We start from the raw sequence: 13,123 nt of genomic DNA on the forward strand, positions 1-13,123 counted from the left end.
GCTTTGCCTCCTACGACTCGGCGCGCGCGCCTTCGCGCATCGCGCCCTGCGCACCTTCGCGGCGCAGCGGCGCGCCTTCGGGCGCGCAGGCATAGGCGTGCAGATCGTGGGCGAAGCCGTCGAGATCGTCGCAAAGCTGGCGCACGAGGCGACCCAGCACGTTGTAGGCGAGCACCGCCGGAATCGCGACGACGAGACCGAAGGCCGTCATGATGAGCGCCTCGCCCACCGGGCCGGCCACGTTCTCGATCATCGCCTGGCCGCTCGCGGCAATGCTGCCGAGCGCGTGGTAGATGCCCCAAACGGTGCCGAGCAGACCGACGAACGGCGCCGTGCTGCCCACCGAGGCGAGCAGGACCTGACCGAACTCGAGGCGCCGCTGCGACGCTTGAAGCGCGCCGCGCAGCGCGCGCAGCACGCGCTCGCCGCGATCCACGCGCGCGAGCATCATGCCGGGTGCGTCGGCTTCCTCGGCGGCGAGCGCCGCCTGAGCCAGCGGCAGGAACACGCGCTCGCGGTCGAGCGGACGCATGGCGGCAACGCCGTCGGCGAGCGTGCGCGCCTGCCAGAAGCGCGCAATGGCGCGCGGCCCCTGACGCTTCGCGCGCAGGAGGATCCAGCTCTTGATGATGAGGAAACACCAGCTCGCGACCGACATGGCGAGCAATACCCACGCAACCGCGTGGGTGACCGCGTCGCCCGTCTGCAGATAGTGAATGACTCCGGAACTCGCTGCCATCGGACCTCGCTCACTGTCTGTCCGGCGCAGGCGCCGGACGGTAGGGGAAACGCTCAGCGCAGGCCGAGCACATCCTGCATATCGTACAGGCCACGGGCCTTGTCCTGCAGAAAGCGCGCGGCGCGCACGCTGCCCTGCGCATAGGAAAGGCGGCTCGAGGACTTGTGCGTGATCTCGATGCGCTCGCCAATGCCCGCGAACAGCACCGTATGATCGCCGACGATATCGCCGCCGCGAATCGCCGAAAACCCGATCGTCGAGGGGTCGCGCTCGCCCGTCACGCCTTCGCGGCCATACACGGCGCATTCGTCGAGATTGCGGCCGAGTGCGTGAGCCACAGCCTCGCCCATCGCAAGCGCGGTGCCCGAGGGCGCGTCAACCTTGTGGCGATGGTGCGCCTCGATGATCTCGATGTCGTAACCGGTCTCGAAAAAGCGCGCCGCATATTCGAGCAGCTTGAGCGTGACGTTCACGCCCACGCTCATGTTGGCCGCGAACACAACGCCGACATGTTGCGCGGCCGCGCCGAGCTGCGCCTTTTGCTGGGCGTCGAAGCCGGTCGTGCCGATCACCATTTTCACGCCGTGGCGCTGCGCCGCCTCGAGGTGCACGAGCGTGCCTTCGGGGCGCGTGAAGTCGATCAGGCAGTCGCTTTGCGCGAAGACCTGCTCGATGTCGTCGGTGATGCGCACGCCGGTGTCCTTGCCGAGGAACGCACCAGCGTCCTGGCCGATGGCAGCCGACCCCTTGCGCACAAGCGCGCCCGAGAGCGTGACGTCGGGCGAATTCAGGACAGTTTCGATGAGCATGCGGCCCATGCGGCCCGATGCCCCGGCGATTGCGATTTTCATGAGTCTTCCTGCCAATGTGTCGCTGGCCGCGGTTCCGGGTGCCGCCAAGCGCCACGAAGCGCCGCCGCCAAAAAAACGCGGCGGCCGGTAGTGACACCCCGGCCGCCGAATCGAGGCGTAGCGCGCCTCGCGCGCCACGCCCTGCTTGATTTACCGGCTGGATCAGCCGGGTCAGTTGCTCGGAGCGGCAGCAGCCCCCGAGGCCGGCACCGTGGGCGGCGCGGCGAGCGCCGAATCCCGTGCGGGGCCCGACGGCGCCGTGTTGGTGTCGCCGGTGCCTTGCGCGCCAGCGGTCGGGCCAACCGGGTTGCTCGGCGGCACGCCCTGGATTTGCGGCTGCGGCTGACGATGCAGCTGAACCTGCGAGGGCATCGTGCCGACGTTCTGCGGCAGCGCCGACGACTGCGGATTGCCCGCGCGCACCGACGGCGTGAGGCCGTTTGGCGTTTGCACGGCTTCCGTGGCGCGGTTCGCGGCGGCGGCCGCCTGCGCGTTGGCGTCCTGCGGCAGCGCGTTGGTTGCGGTGCCGAGTTCGGACGACGGCGAGCGCGCCGTGTCGCCAACCGTCGGGCCGGTCGCGCCCGAAGCCTGGTCAGGCGCGCCCGCTGCAGCCGCCACCGGCGCCGAAGCACCCGACGCCGGCGCAGCCGCGACGGCCCGCTTCTTGCCGGAGCGGTCGCCGTCGATTTCGGCGAGCAGCTCGAGGTTCGACGGCAGGTCTTCACCGCCCGACCAGCTCGCGACGCGGTCGCCTTCGAACAGCACGACAAAGTCACGCTGCTGGACCACGGCGGTCGAGCCGCGCTTGAAGTAGAAGATGTAGTCCCAGCGGTTCGCGTGGAACATGTCCGTGAGGAGCGGCGTGCCGAGCAGCTGCCTGACCTCGGCGCGCGACATGCCCACCTTCATCTGCGCCGCGGCTTCCGCCGAGACGAAGTTGCCTTGCACGATAGTAATGCGGTAAGGCGTGATGCTCTGGGCGACGCGCTGCGTCACGCTGTCGTAAGTTTTACAGCCGGCGAGCGCGGCGAACGCGGCCGCAGCCAGCAGGGTGCACGCCAGGCGGCCGCCGTGCATGCGCCGGCCGATCGTTGTGAATTCTGGAATCATTTCCCTCACCGTGCGGGCTTTTCGCGAAGCCGCGCGTATTCTGTAGAAGATCGTTCGAAGTTCTGGCGAAAATGCCCGGAACGGCAAAAACGCATTAACATAACAACCTAGCATTGTACTCCAGGGACTTATCGTCATGACCAATCCAACCGATCTCAAGAACATCGGCCTCAAGGCGACGCTGCCTCGCCTCAAGATCCTGGAGATTTTTCAGCATAGCGCGGTGCGCCACCTGACCGCCGAAGACGTCTACCGCAACCTGCTGAACGAGGAGCTCGACATCGGCCTCGCCACGGTTTACCGGGTCCTCACGCAGTTCGAGCAGGCCGGGTTGCTCACGCGCAGCAACTTCGAATCGGGCAAGGCGGTGTTCGAGCTGAACGAGGGTAGCCACCACGACCACCTCGTGTGCCTCGACTGCGGCATCGTTGAAGAATTTTTCGACCCCGAAATCGAAAAGCGCCAGCAGATGATCGCCACGGAGCGCGGTTTCAAGCTCCAGGAGCACGCACTCGCCCTGTACGGCGCCTGCACGAAGGAAAACTGCCCGCACCGCAAGCACTGACCGCTTGCGGTCTGTAGCCTGCAGAAAAGGAAACGCCACGGCAGATCTGCCGTGGCGTTTTCGCTTGGGTGAGCCAGTCTTCGGGAAAATCCGCCCGGACCTCAGACGAGCACGAGCGACGTGTCGGCTTGCGCGAGCCGCCAGGGCCGTGCGAGCGCGATCTCGTCGCAGTTCGGCTGTGTGCCGCCGCGATCGATCACCATGAAGTCGCTCACGCGCTCGAAAGCGAGCAAGGGGTGATGCCAGACGCCTTTGGCGTAATTGACGCCCTGCCCGCGCCCGGCCCAGAACGCCCGCAGCCCGGCCGGCTCGAACTCGCCTGCGGGCGCGACCACCACCGCGTAGCCCACGTCGCCAAGCGGCACGAACGCCTGGCTGCCTAGCGGATGCCGCTCCATCATCGCGATCTCGACGGGCCACGCACGCGGCTGGGCGCGAAACACGCTGACGATGGGCCGGCCGCCCGCCTCGTTCACGTCGATGGCGGCGAGATCGTGAAAGCGCTCGGTCGTGCCGCCGTTGATCGGAAAATGGCGCGCGCCTTCGAGTTCGATGACGTCGCCGAACGGCGCGAACGCCTCGCGCGTCAAGGGTTCCATGCGCAGGATCTGCATCGCGGCTCCTCACTCAGACAGGTTCGCCCCACAGGCGCAGGCGCGAGACGCCGCCGTCCGGGAAGATGTTGAAACGCACGTGCGTGACCGGGCCGAGCGCGGCGATCCCGCTCTCGAATACGTGCTGCTTGTCCATTTCGAGCTTGTGCTCGCCGAGCAGTTCCGGCCAGAACATCGCCTGGGTGACGAGCGAATCGTCGGTGCCGCCCGTCACGCTGGCCGCCTGCAGCGAGCAGCGGTCCGGGTAGTTGCCCTTGAAGTGCGCCGTGTCGACTTCGATCTTGCGGATGATGCCGGGCCGCGCGAGCGCCACGATCGCCCAGTCGTTGCCAGGTTCCCGGCGGCGGCGCGTTTCCCAGCCGTCGCCCATGTTCACGCCGCGGCCCGGCATGAGGATCGTGGAAGCGAGTCCGAAGTGCTGGTTGTTGGCCGCGACGAGATGCGCGCCGTTTTCGATCGCCGCGAGATCGACGAGGCTGCCGCGCTCCACCGTGCTCCAGTCGCGCCGGGGCTGACCGTACACGCGCAGACGCGCGAGGCCCCCGTCGGGATAGAGATTCACGCGCAGATGCGTGAACGCGCGCGTATCGCGCACTTCGACGTAGTGGTGCTGGTTGCCCTGCAATGTCGTCGCCGGGACGATGGTCTGCCAGTCGGCGTTGTCAGCTGGCGTTTCGTCGTCGCCGAACTGCGCGTAGCACGCCTCGATCGAAGCCGCCGGCGGAAAGTTGCCCGTGAAATGGCTCGTGTCGAGATCCAGGCCGTAAATCACGCCGGGGCGTGCGAGGCGCACGATGCAGAAGTCGTGGCCCGTCGTGCGCTTGCGGCGCGTTTCCCAGCCGTCCATCCACTTGCCGTGGTCGTCGTACTTGCCGGGGATGAAGACCGCGGGCTGCGGATCGAGCATGCGCTCCTTCGGCGCAAAGAACTCGTCGCTCGCGTGGAGCGCGCGGGCGCCCAGACGCGGATCAGCGAGATTCATGTAGCGACGCGTGAAGGCGGGGGCGTTGGGGTCGAGAGTCGGAATGGCCATGATGGTGTCGAAAGCTTGAGTTCGTCAGTGAATCGAAGGAAAGCGGTGCAGTACGCACCGCGAGGGTTCAGGCGTGCGCGTGCTTGCCGCCGAGCGCGCTGTCTTCGCCATGCGCCGTGTCTGCATCGGTGTCGCCTGCCGGCACGTAGAGAAAGCCTTCGTCGAGGTTCAGCACGCGCCTGGCGCGCGCCTTGTCGATATCGTGCTCCCACACCGCGACCACCACCGTCGCGACACAGTTGCCGATCAGATTGGTGAGCGCGCGGGCGATTCCGACGAACCAGTCCACCGGCAGGATCAGCACGAGGCCCAACACGGGAATCGCGGGAATGGCGGAAAGCGTGGCGGCGAGAATCACGATCGCCGAGCCGGGAATGCCGTGCGCGCCCTTCGAGGTGATGAGCGAAACCAGCACGACCACGATGAGGTCGTGCATCGAGAGCGGCGTGTTGGTTGCCTGGGCGATGAAGATCACCGCGAGCGTGAGGTAGATCGAAAAGCCGTCGAGGTTGAACGAGTAGCCCGTCGGAATCACGAGACCCACCGTGGAATCCTTCACGCCCATCCATTCGAGCTTGCGCATGATCTGCGGCAGCACGGCGTCAGACGAAGCGGTGCCGAGCACGATCGAGAGTTCTTCGCGCAGGTAGCGGATCAGCTTGAACACGTTGAAGCCCGCCAGGCGCATGACGATGCCGAGCACGACTGCAACGAACACGATGCAACTGGCGTAGAACACGATCACGAGCAGCCCGAGTTGCTTGAGCGAAGCGACGCCGTATGTACCGGTCGTGAACGCGATCGCGCCGAGCACGCCGAGCGGCGCGAGCTTGATGATGAAGCCCATCACCCGGAAGAACACCTGCGAGAGTTCGTCGATCAGGCTGTTTACGCGCTGCGCCTTCGGGCCGAGCAGCGAGAGCGCGCTGCCGAACAACACCGAGAACACGAGGATCTGCAGGATGTCGCCCTTCGCGAAGGCGTCGAAGGCGGTGTCGGGAATGATCTTCAGCAGGAAGCCCGCGGTGTCCTTCAGGCTCTTGGCGTGCTCGGTGTAGGTCGCGAGCGACGCAGCATCGAGCGAGTGCAGATCCACGTTCATGCCGGCGCCCGGTCGCGTGACATACGCGAGCACGGCGCCGATCACGAGCGCGACAGTCGTCATTGCCTCGAAGTACACCACCGACTTCAGGCCGACGCGGCCCACCTTCTTCAGGTCGCCCGCGTGCGCCATGCCGCTCACGACCACGCAGAACACGATAGGCCCGATCACCATCTTGATGAGCTTGAGAAAGCCGTCGCCGAGCGGGCGCAGCGACTGGGCGAAATGCGGAAACACCGCGCCTACCACGATGCCCAGCACGAGGGCGATCACTACGCGGCCAAACAGCGAATTGAAGAACTTCGTCACGACTGTCTCCTACTAGGCAGGGGGAGCAAGCAACTGTTCTGACTGGTCTGACCAGCACTGTTATGGCGGATAGTAGAAAGCCGATATACCGGAGTCAAGGTTGGGAAGCGCGGTGTTTACCCTTGCGTGGTCTGACCAGTTTGCGGGCCGGAGCGCCAAGCCTTATCCCGCGGCGCGCGGGCGTTGACGCGATGCACCATGCGTGTGCGCCGGGCGGGACTACAATACCGGTCAGACCACGCGAATGCTGCCCGCGCCATCCGATGAAAAACGTTCCGCACACCGTCACCGACGCTGCCATCGCCACGATCCGCGAACGGATCGAGGGCGGCTTGTATCCGGTCGGCAGCCTGCTGCCCGCGCAGCGGCAGCTTTCCGAGGAACTGGCGATCAGCCGCGCATCGCTGCGCGAAGCGCTCTCGACGCTCGAAGCGCTCGGCATGCTGTCGATCCGCGCCGGCAAGGGCGTGTACGTGACGAGCGCGCAGGCCACGAACGCTCACCCGTGGCGTTTCGCCGATCAGTCGTCGCTGCCCGACACCTACCAGATGCGCTACGCGCTCGAAGGCTTCGCCGCGCGCATGGCGGCGCTCGCCATCGGAGACGCCGACGTCGCGTGGCTCGAAGCGAACACCGAGGCGCTGCACAGCGCCCTCGCCTGCGACGAACTCGACGAGGCCGCGCAGCTCGACTTCGAATTCCACATGCGTATCGTGAATCTCGCGGGCAATGCGGCGATCGAATCGATCCTGCGCAGCAGCGCCGACATCATGAAAGAGAGCCAGCGCATGCCGTTCTACCGGCGCGAGCGCGTGCTCTCCACGCATCGCGAGCACGGCCTGATCGTGGTGGCGCTGAAGGCGCGTGACTCGGCGGCGGCCGGCGAGGCGATCGAGGCGCACATCGCCAATGCGGCACAGCGCGCGGGCGTGTACTTCCCTACGCCGCCCGCGTTCGCCGCCGCCTCCCCAAGCGCCATCGAAAAATAAGGACGAAAAAAAACCGCCCGATGGGCGGTTTTTTCAAGCAGCGTAGAGCGTGCTTACTTCGCGTTCGCGAAAGCCACAGCCGTGTCCAGCATGCGGTTCGAGAAGCCCCACTCGTTGTCGTACCAGCTCGACACCTTCACGAGACGGCCCGAGACCTTCGTGAGCGTGGCGTCGAAGGTCGACGATGCCGGGTTGTGGTTGAAGTCGATCGACACCAGCGGTGCGTCGTTGTAGCCCAGGATGCCCTTGAGCGCGCCTTCCGAAGCTTCCTTCATGATGGCGTTGACTTCTTCGACCGTCGTGTCGCGCTTGGCGATGAACGACAGGTCGACGATCGACACGTTGATGGTCGGGACGCGGATAGCGTAGCCGTCCAGCTTGCCGTTCAGTTCCGGCAGCACGAGGCCCACAGCGGAAGCCGCACCCGTCTTCGTCGGGATCTGGCTGTGCGTGGCCGAGCGCGCGCGGCGCAGGTCTTCGTGGTACACGTCGGTCAGAACCTGGTCGTTCGTGTACGCGTGGATCGTCGTCATCAGGCCGGTTTCGAGGCCGATCTTGTCGTTCAGCGGCTTGACGAGCGGTGCCAGGCAGTTGGTCGTGCACGATGCGTTCGAGATGACCGTGTGTTCGGCCTTCAGCACGTTGTGGTTCACGCCGTAGACGATGGTCGCGTCGACGTCCTTACCGCCCGGCGCCGAGATGATGACCTTCTTCGCGCCGCCCTTCAGGTGCGCACTTGCCTTTTCCTTGGTCGTGAAGAAGCCCGTGCACTCCATCACGACGTCGACGCCCAGCTCGCCCCACGGCAGCTCGGCCGGATTGCGGTTGGCCAGCACGCGGATCTTGTCGCCGTTCACGACGAGGTAGTCGCCGTCCACCGTCACTTCACCGGGGAACTTGCCGTGTGCCGTGTCGTATTGCGTCAGATGCGCGTTGGTCTTCGCGTCACCCAGGTCGTTGATCGCAACGATCTGGATGTCGTGCTTCTTGCCGTTCTCGTAGAACGCGCGAAGCGTGTTACGGCCGATGCGGCCGTAGCCATTGATAGCGACGCGAATCGTCATGGTTTATCTCCTAAGGGCTGAAAAATTCTGAAACCAGTGCTGCGCTGGCGCCGACGCCCGGCTGGGGCGGCCTGGCGGGGCGCTCAAGGCAGCGGGCCCGCCAGATCTTGCCGATCAGGCGGCCCGTTACGCATGCTTAGTTGTCGAGCGCGGCCCTGGCCGTCGCGACGACATGATCGACCGTGAAGCCGAAGTGCTTGAACAGCACGCCAGCCGGGGCCGATTCGCCGAACGTGTCGATGCCGACCACGGCGCCTTCGAGGCCCACGTACTTGCGCCAGAAGTCGGTCACACCGGCTTCGATCGCGACGCGGCGCACGCCCTTGGGCAGCACGCGCTCGCGGTATTCGGCGTCCTGCCTGTCGAACACGTTGGTCGACGGCATGGACACCACGCGGGCGCCGATGCCTTCGCGCTGCAGCGCTTCGACGGCCTTCATCGCCAGTTCGACTTCAGAGCCCGTGGCGATCAGGATGATCTTGCGGCTCGGGATGTCGTCGTTCCAGTCCTTGAGGACGTAACCGCCCTTGGCGATGTTCGCGATCTGGGCATCCGTGCGCTCGTTGAACTGCAGGTTCTGGCGGCTGAAAATGAGGCTCGACGGACCGTGATGCGAAATCGACTCGGTCCAGGCCACCGCGGTTTCCACGGTGTCGGCCGGACGCCAGAGCGTCATGTTCGGGATCAGGCGCAGGCTTGCGACCTGTTCGATCGACTGGTGCGTCGGGCCGTCTTCGCCCAGGCCGATCGAGTCGTGCGTGAACACGAAGATCGACGGGCATTTCATCAGCGCGGCCACGCGCAGCGCGTTGCGGCTGTAGTCCGAGAACGTGAGGAACGTGCCGCCGAACGCCTTGTAGCCGCCGTGCAGGTTAAGGCCGTTGAGCGCCGCGCTCATGCCGAACTCGCGCACGCCGTAGTTGATGTGGTTGCCCCACTGGATGCCGGTCTCGCCTGCCTTGGCGGCGCGCACGGGCTTCGAAGCCTTCCAGTTGGTGAGGTTCGAGCCGGTCAGGTCGGCCGAACCGCCCAGCAGTTCGGGGAGTGCCGCGGCGAGGCCTTCGATGGCCTGCTGCGAAGCCTTGCGCGTGGCGACCGTTTCCTTGCGCGAATCCGCGCCGGCGACGATCGCGGTGGCCTTCTGCGCCCAGTCGGCGGGCAGCTTGTGGGCCATGCGGCGCTCGAACTCGGCGGCTTCGGTCGGGTACTTCGACTTGTACGCGGCGAACTGCTCGTTCCATGCGGCTTCGAACTTCGCTCCAGCAGCCTTCGCGTCCCAGTCTGCGTAGACTTCTTGCGGCAGCGTGAACGGCTCCCACTTCCAGCCCGCGGCTTCGCGCCACTTGGCGATTTCTTCCGCGCCGAGCGCCGCGCCATGCACGTCGTGGCCGCCTTGCTTGGTGGGCGCGCCCTTGCCGATGATGGTCTTGCAGCAGATCAGCGTGGGCTTGTCCGAGGCTTTGGCCTTCTGGATGGCCGCGTCGACGGCGTCCACGTCATGGCCGTCCACGTGCGGGATCACGTTCCAGCCATAGGCTTCGAAGCGTTCCGGCGTGTTGTCGTGGAACCAGTTGACCACGTCGCCGTCGATCGAGATGCCGTTGTCGTCGTACAGCGCGATGAGCTTGTTCAGCTTGAGCGTGCCGGCGAGCGAGCAGGCTTCGTGCGAGATGCCTTCCATCAGGCAGCCGTCGCCGAGGAACACATACGTGTGGTGATCGACGATCTTCGCGTCGGCCTTGTTGAACTCCGCGGCGAGCAGCGCTTCGGCCAGCGCCATGCCGACCGAGTTCGCCAGACCCTGGCCGAGCGGGCCCGTGGTCGTCTCGACACCCGGCGTGATGCCGAACTCGGGGTGACCCGGCGTCTTCGAGTGCAGTTGACGGAAGTTCTTCAGTTCCGCGATCGGCAGGTCGTAGCCCGTCAGGTGCAGCAGCGAGTACAGCAGCATCGAACCGTGGCCGTTCGACAGCACGAAGCGATCGCGGTCGCTCCAGAGCGGGTTCGTCGGGTTATGGCGCAGATGGCGCGACCACAGCGCAACGGCGATCTCGGCCATGCCCATGGGCATGCCGGGGTGACCGGAGTTCGCTTGCTGGACGGCGTCCATGGACAGCGCACGAATAGCGTTGGCCATCAACTGGGTGGTAGCGGGGGAGGCGGGGGACGAGGTCGTCATGTCGAGTCCGGAAGTGTGCAAAAAGCGGCGTGGGCGGCGCAGGTCGCGAACAGCGCAAATTGCGAGGGCAAACTGCGGCACACACAGCAGCGCGGGAGTCCGGAAGCTCGGCAAATCGCCCGCTCAGGCGCACATGCGGCGCCAGGAGACGCGAAACGGCCGGAGCAAACGGAGAGGGCTGCAAAGCGGAATATTCTAGCAGATCGTGGGGATTATCCCTGGCCATTGGGCGAGGGGTATGCGCCGTGCGCGCCGTCACCCCGCCGTTGTCCTCTCGTTGGCCTTTGCCGCGTTCGAGGTGCGGTTCACACCCCCTATAATGTCTCTGTTGGCCCTATTTCTGGGCGATTTTCGCGCACTCCGGCGCACCGGCAGCGCCTCTCGACCTCTGTGACCGACTCCCTCCTCTTCCATCCTGCGGCAGATGCGCTCTACGGCTTTCCTGGCGCGCGCCGCCTCGCCGCGGCCGATACGCCGTGGCAGCGCATCGAGGTCTGGGACACGCCGCAGCTGGGCTGCCTGTTCACGCTGGATGGCCGTCCGATGACCTCCGCCGGCGACGAGTTCATCTATCACGAGTGCATGACGCACCCGGCCGCGCTCACACATCCCGCGCCGCGCGCGGCGCTCGTGCTGGGCGGCGGCGACGGCGGCGCGGCGCGTCAGTTGCTGCGCCACCCGGACATCGAGCGCATCGTCGTGGCCGAACTGGACCCGGACGTGGTGCGCCTGACGGGCGACTATCTGCCCGAGGTGCGCGGCGACGCCTTCGAGGATCCGCGCGTGGAACTCGTGATCGGCGACGCGGCCGCGTTTGTCGCCTCCGCACAGGAACGCTTCGACATCGTCGTATTCGATCTGACTCCACCGGATTCGCCCGCCGCTGGGCTTTACACGCCGGCGTTCTACGCCGCGCTCAAGCGTGTGATGAACGGCGACGCGCTCGTCTCGCTCCATCTGGGCTCGCCGTTCCATCATGCGCAGCGCGTAGGCGCGCTGCTCCGCGGACTGCGCGAGGCCTTCGCCGTCGTGCGACCGCTTGCCGCCTACGTGCCGCTCTACGGCTCACTCTGGCTCATGGCGATCGCGAGCGACGCGCTCGACCCCGCCTGCGTCGACGAGGCCACGTTGCAGGCGCGTGCAACCGCGCGGCAACTCAAAGGCTTGCGCTACTACGACCCGCGGCTGCACGCGACGCTCTTAAAAGGTTCTTGCACAGCCCGCGATAAACTAGGTGAATTCCTGCAGCTTTAGTGGTCCTGCCTGTGGACAATGGCGGGTCCCACGCACCTTGATCATGCGCGCCCTCGCCCAGAGCGGCACGGCGCTTCATCCGAACCGCGAATCTGGAGAGACTCGATGACCGCACCCCGCCCTGCCGGCGTGCCGTGGCTGACCCCGTATCTGACCGTGCTCGACGCGCGCGCGTCGATGGACTTTTATCGGGCAGCGCTCGGTTTTGCGGTACGCGATAGCGTGGAGGACGACGGCGCGATCATGCACGTGGAAATGACTTACCACGATCAGCTGATCGTCATGTTTGCGCCAGAGGGTGCATTCGGTTCGACGGCGCGCACGCCCAAAAGCGCACAAACCGTCGCGCCGCAATCTTTTTATCTGTATGTCGACGATGTCGACGCGGTTTATGCGCGGGCGCTCGAAGCCGGCGCGAAATCGCTGAGCGAGCCACAGGACCAATTCTGGGGGGACCGTTTCGCGCAGGTCGAAGACCTCGATGGTTACCGCTGGGCGCTTGCTCGACACTTGTCCTGAATCAATGAGAAATAGTTCTATGCCCCGCTTTTTCGTCGGCAGCGCCTTGCAATCCGACGAGGTTGTCACCCTTCCCGACGAAGTCACGCGCCATGTTCAGGTGCTGCGCCTGCAGCCCGGCGACACCATCGTGCTGTTCAACGGTCTTGGCGGCGAATACAGCGCCGAGATTCTCGGAATGGAGCGCCGCGACACGCAGGTGCGCATTGGCCCTTACCGCGACTTCGAAACCGAGCCGCCTTACCGTGTCACGCTCGCCCAAGGCATTGCCGGCAACGACAAGATGGACTGGCTGATCGAAAAGGCCGTCGAACTGGGAGCGACGAATTTCGTGCCGCTCACTGCCTCGCGCAGCGTCGTGCGGCTTTCGGGCGAGCGCGCCGTGCGCCGCCAGGCGCACTGGCAGCGCATCGTGCAGGCCTCGTGCGAACAATGCGGGCGCAACCGCATGCCCGAAGTCGCGCCCACGCGCGAAATCGCCACGTGGCTCGGCTCCCTGCCCAAGCGCCCCGGCGAGGGCGAACTGCGCCTGCTGCTCTCGCCGCGCGCCAACGTCTCGTTCTCGACCTTGCCGGTCGACCCGCCTTCGGGCGAAGTGACGGTACTGGTAGGGCCTGAGGGGGGATTCTCGTCGCCGGAAGAAGAGGCGGCGCTCGACCATGGCTTCATCGCCGTGGGGCTCGGGCCGCGCGTGCTGCGCACCGAAACGGCGGGTATCGCCGTGCTCGCGGCGCTCGCCGCGCGCTGGGGTGGCTGGTAAGCGCAGCGGGTAAAAATGACAAAGCCCGCCGGAAG

The 13,123-nt window shown here is 65.9% G+C and carries 13 protein-coding genes; 5 read left to right on the top strand and 8 right to left on the bottom strand.

The features are described 5' to 3' along the window. Window positions 1-10 precede the first annotated feature (10 nt). From M3I54_RS10965 to M3I54_RS10975, 3 genes are all read right to left on the bottom strand, one after another. On the bottom strand, window positions 11-739 hold the full coding sequence (locus tag M3I54_RS10965) for a MotA/TolQ/ExbB proton channel family protein (protein ID WP_254335656.1): 729 nt from the start codon (window positions 737-739) through the stop codon (window positions 11-13). Between the two features lie 53 nt (window positions 740-792). Then, complete coding sequence (gene dapB, locus M3I54_RS10970) at window positions 793-1,590, bottom strand: 4-hydroxy-tetrahydrodipicolinate reductase (RefSeq protein ID WP_254335666.1); 798 nt, start codon at window positions 1,588-1,590, stop codon at window positions 793-795. A 171-nt stretch (window positions 1,591-1,761) separates the two neighbouring features. Continuing rightward, a complete protein-coding gene (locus M3I54_RS10975) occupies window positions 1,762-2,700 on the bottom strand; it encodes an outer membrane protein assembly factor BamE (protein ID WP_254335668.1) in 939 nt (312 codons plus the stop codon). Window positions 2,701-2,836: 136 nt separating this feature from the next. Here M3I54_RS10975 and fur point away from each other — a divergent pair, with 136 nt between their 5' ends. Beyond that, entirely contained in the window at window positions 2,837-3,265 is a 429-nt protein-coding gene (fur, locus tag M3I54_RS10980) for a ferric iron uptake transcriptional regulator (protein ID WP_254335675.1), read from the top strand. A 101-nt stretch (window positions 3,266-3,366) separates the two neighbouring features. Here the strand turns inward: fur and M3I54_RS10985 are convergent, their stop codons facing one another. From M3I54_RS10985 to M3I54_RS10995, 3 genes are all read right to left on the bottom strand, one after another. After that, window positions 3,367-3,879: an ureidoglycolate lyase gene (locus tag M3I54_RS10985; RefSeq protein ID WP_254335677.1), complete on the bottom strand. Its 513-nt coding sequence runs from the start codon at window positions 3,877-3,879 to the stop codon at window positions 3,367-3,369. Between the two features lie 13 nt (window positions 3,880-3,892). Continuing rightward, a complete protein-coding gene (alc, locus tag M3I54_RS10990) occupies window positions 3,893-4,912 on the bottom strand; it encodes an allantoicase (protein WP_254335679.1) in 1,020 nt (339 codons plus the stop codon). Between the two features lie 67 nt (window positions 4,913-4,979). Then, window positions 4,980-6,323, bottom strand: coding sequence for a C4-dicarboxylate transporter DctA (locus tag M3I54_RS10995; RefSeq protein ID WP_254335684.1), 1,344 nt, complete (start codon window positions 6,321-6,323; stop codon window positions 4,980-4,982). Between the two features lie 263 nt (window positions 6,324-6,586). Between M3I54_RS10995 and M3I54_RS11000 the strand changes: the two genes are divergently transcribed. Next, window positions 6,587-7,312: a FadR/GntR family transcriptional regulator gene (locus M3I54_RS11000; RefSeq protein WP_254335686.1), complete on the top strand. Its 726-nt coding sequence runs from the start codon at window positions 6,587-6,589 to the stop codon at window positions 7,310-7,312. A gap of 53 nt (window positions 7,313-7,365) precedes the next feature. Here M3I54_RS11000 and gap read toward each other — a convergent pair whose 3' ends face one another. Both gap and tkt read right to left on the bottom strand, forming a co-directional pair. After that, window positions 7,366-8,376 carry a type I glyceraldehyde-3-phosphate dehydrogenase gene (gene gap, locus M3I54_RS11005; RefSeq protein WP_028201919.1) on the bottom strand — a complete coding sequence of 337 codons (1,011 nt, stop codon included), beginning with the start codon at window positions 8,374-8,376 and terminating at the stop codon, window positions 7,366-7,368. A gap of 136 nt (window positions 8,377-8,512) precedes the next feature. After that, a complete protein-coding gene (gene tkt / locus M3I54_RS11010; protein WP_254335688.1) occupies window positions 8,513-10,555 on the bottom strand; it encodes a transketolase in 2,043 nt (680 codons plus the stop codon). Between the two features lie 390 nt (window positions 10,556-10,945). Here tkt and speE point away from each other — a divergent pair, with 390 nt between their 5' ends. The 3 genes from speE (at window position 10,946) to M3I54_RS11025 (ending at window position 13,088) form a co-directional block, all read left to right on the top strand. Further along, complete coding sequence (gene speE, locus M3I54_RS11015) at window positions 10,946-11,809, top strand: polyamine aminopropyltransferase (protein ID WP_254335690.1); 864 nt, start codon at window positions 10,946-10,948, stop codon at window positions 11,807-11,809. Window positions 11,810-11,914: 105 nt separating this feature from the next. Continuing rightward, the gene (locus M3I54_RS11020) at window positions 11,915-12,328 is read left to right on the top strand and encodes a glyoxalase/bleomycin resistance/extradiol dioxygenase family protein (protein ID WP_254335691.1); all 414 of its coding nucleotides are present in this window, start codon (window positions 11,915-11,917) and stop codon (window positions 12,326-12,328) included. 19 nt (window positions 12,329-12,347) lie between these two features. Further along, complete coding sequence (locus M3I54_RS11025) at window positions 12,348-13,088, top strand: 16S rRNA (uracil(1498)-N(3))-methyltransferase (RefSeq protein WP_254335694.1); 741 nt, start codon at window positions 12,348-12,350, stop codon at window positions 13,086-13,088. Window positions 13,089-13,123: the final 35 nt, after the last annotated feature.

Source organism: Paraburkholderia sp. CNPSo 3274, from assembly GCF_024206475.1.
In the GTDB taxonomy this organism is placed as follows: domain Bacteria; phylum Pseudomonadota; class Gammaproteobacteria; order Burkholderiales; family Burkholderiaceae; genus Paraburkholderia.

Coding starts and splice junctions, on each gene's coding strand:
- M3I54_RS10965 (WP_254335656.1), bottom strand. CDS start 739: ATGGCAGCGAGTTCCGGAGTCATTCACTATCTGCAGACGGGCGACGCG.
- dapB (WP_254335666.1), bottom strand. CDS start 1,590: ATGAAAATCGCAATCGCCGGGGCATCGGGCCGCATGGGCCGCATGCTC.
- M3I54_RS10975 (WP_254335668.1), bottom strand. CDS start 2,700: ATGATTCCAGAATTCACAACGATCGGCCGGCGCATGCACGGCGGCCGC.
- fur (WP_254335675.1), top strand. CDS start 2,837: ATGACCAATCCAACCGATCTCAAGAACATCGGCCTCAAGGCGACGCTG.
- M3I54_RS10985 (WP_254335677.1), bottom strand. CDS start 3,879: ATGCAGATCCTGCGCATGGAACCCTTGACGCGCGAGGCGTTCGCGCCG.
- alc (WP_254335679.1), bottom strand. CDS start 4,912: ATGGCCATTCCGACTCTCGACCCCAACGCCCCCGCCTTCACGCGTCGC.
- M3I54_RS11000 (WP_254335686.1), top strand. CDS start 6,587: ATGAAAAACGTTCCGCACACCGTCACCGACGCTGCCATCGCCACGATC.
- gap (WP_028201919.1), bottom strand. CDS start 8,376: ATGACGATTCGCGTCGCTATCAATGGCTACGGCCGCATCGGCCGTAAC.
- tkt (WP_254335688.1), bottom strand. CDS start 10,555: ATGACGACCTCGTCCCCCGCCTCCCCCGCTACCACCCAGTTGATGGCC.
- M3I54_RS11020 (WP_254335691.1), top strand. CDS start 11,915: ATGACCGCACCCCGCCCTGCCGGCGTGCCGTGGCTGACCCCGTATCTG.
- M3I54_RS11025 (WP_254335694.1), top strand. CDS start 12,348: ATGCCCCGCTTTTTCGTCGGCAGCGCCTTGCAATCCGACGAGGTTGTC.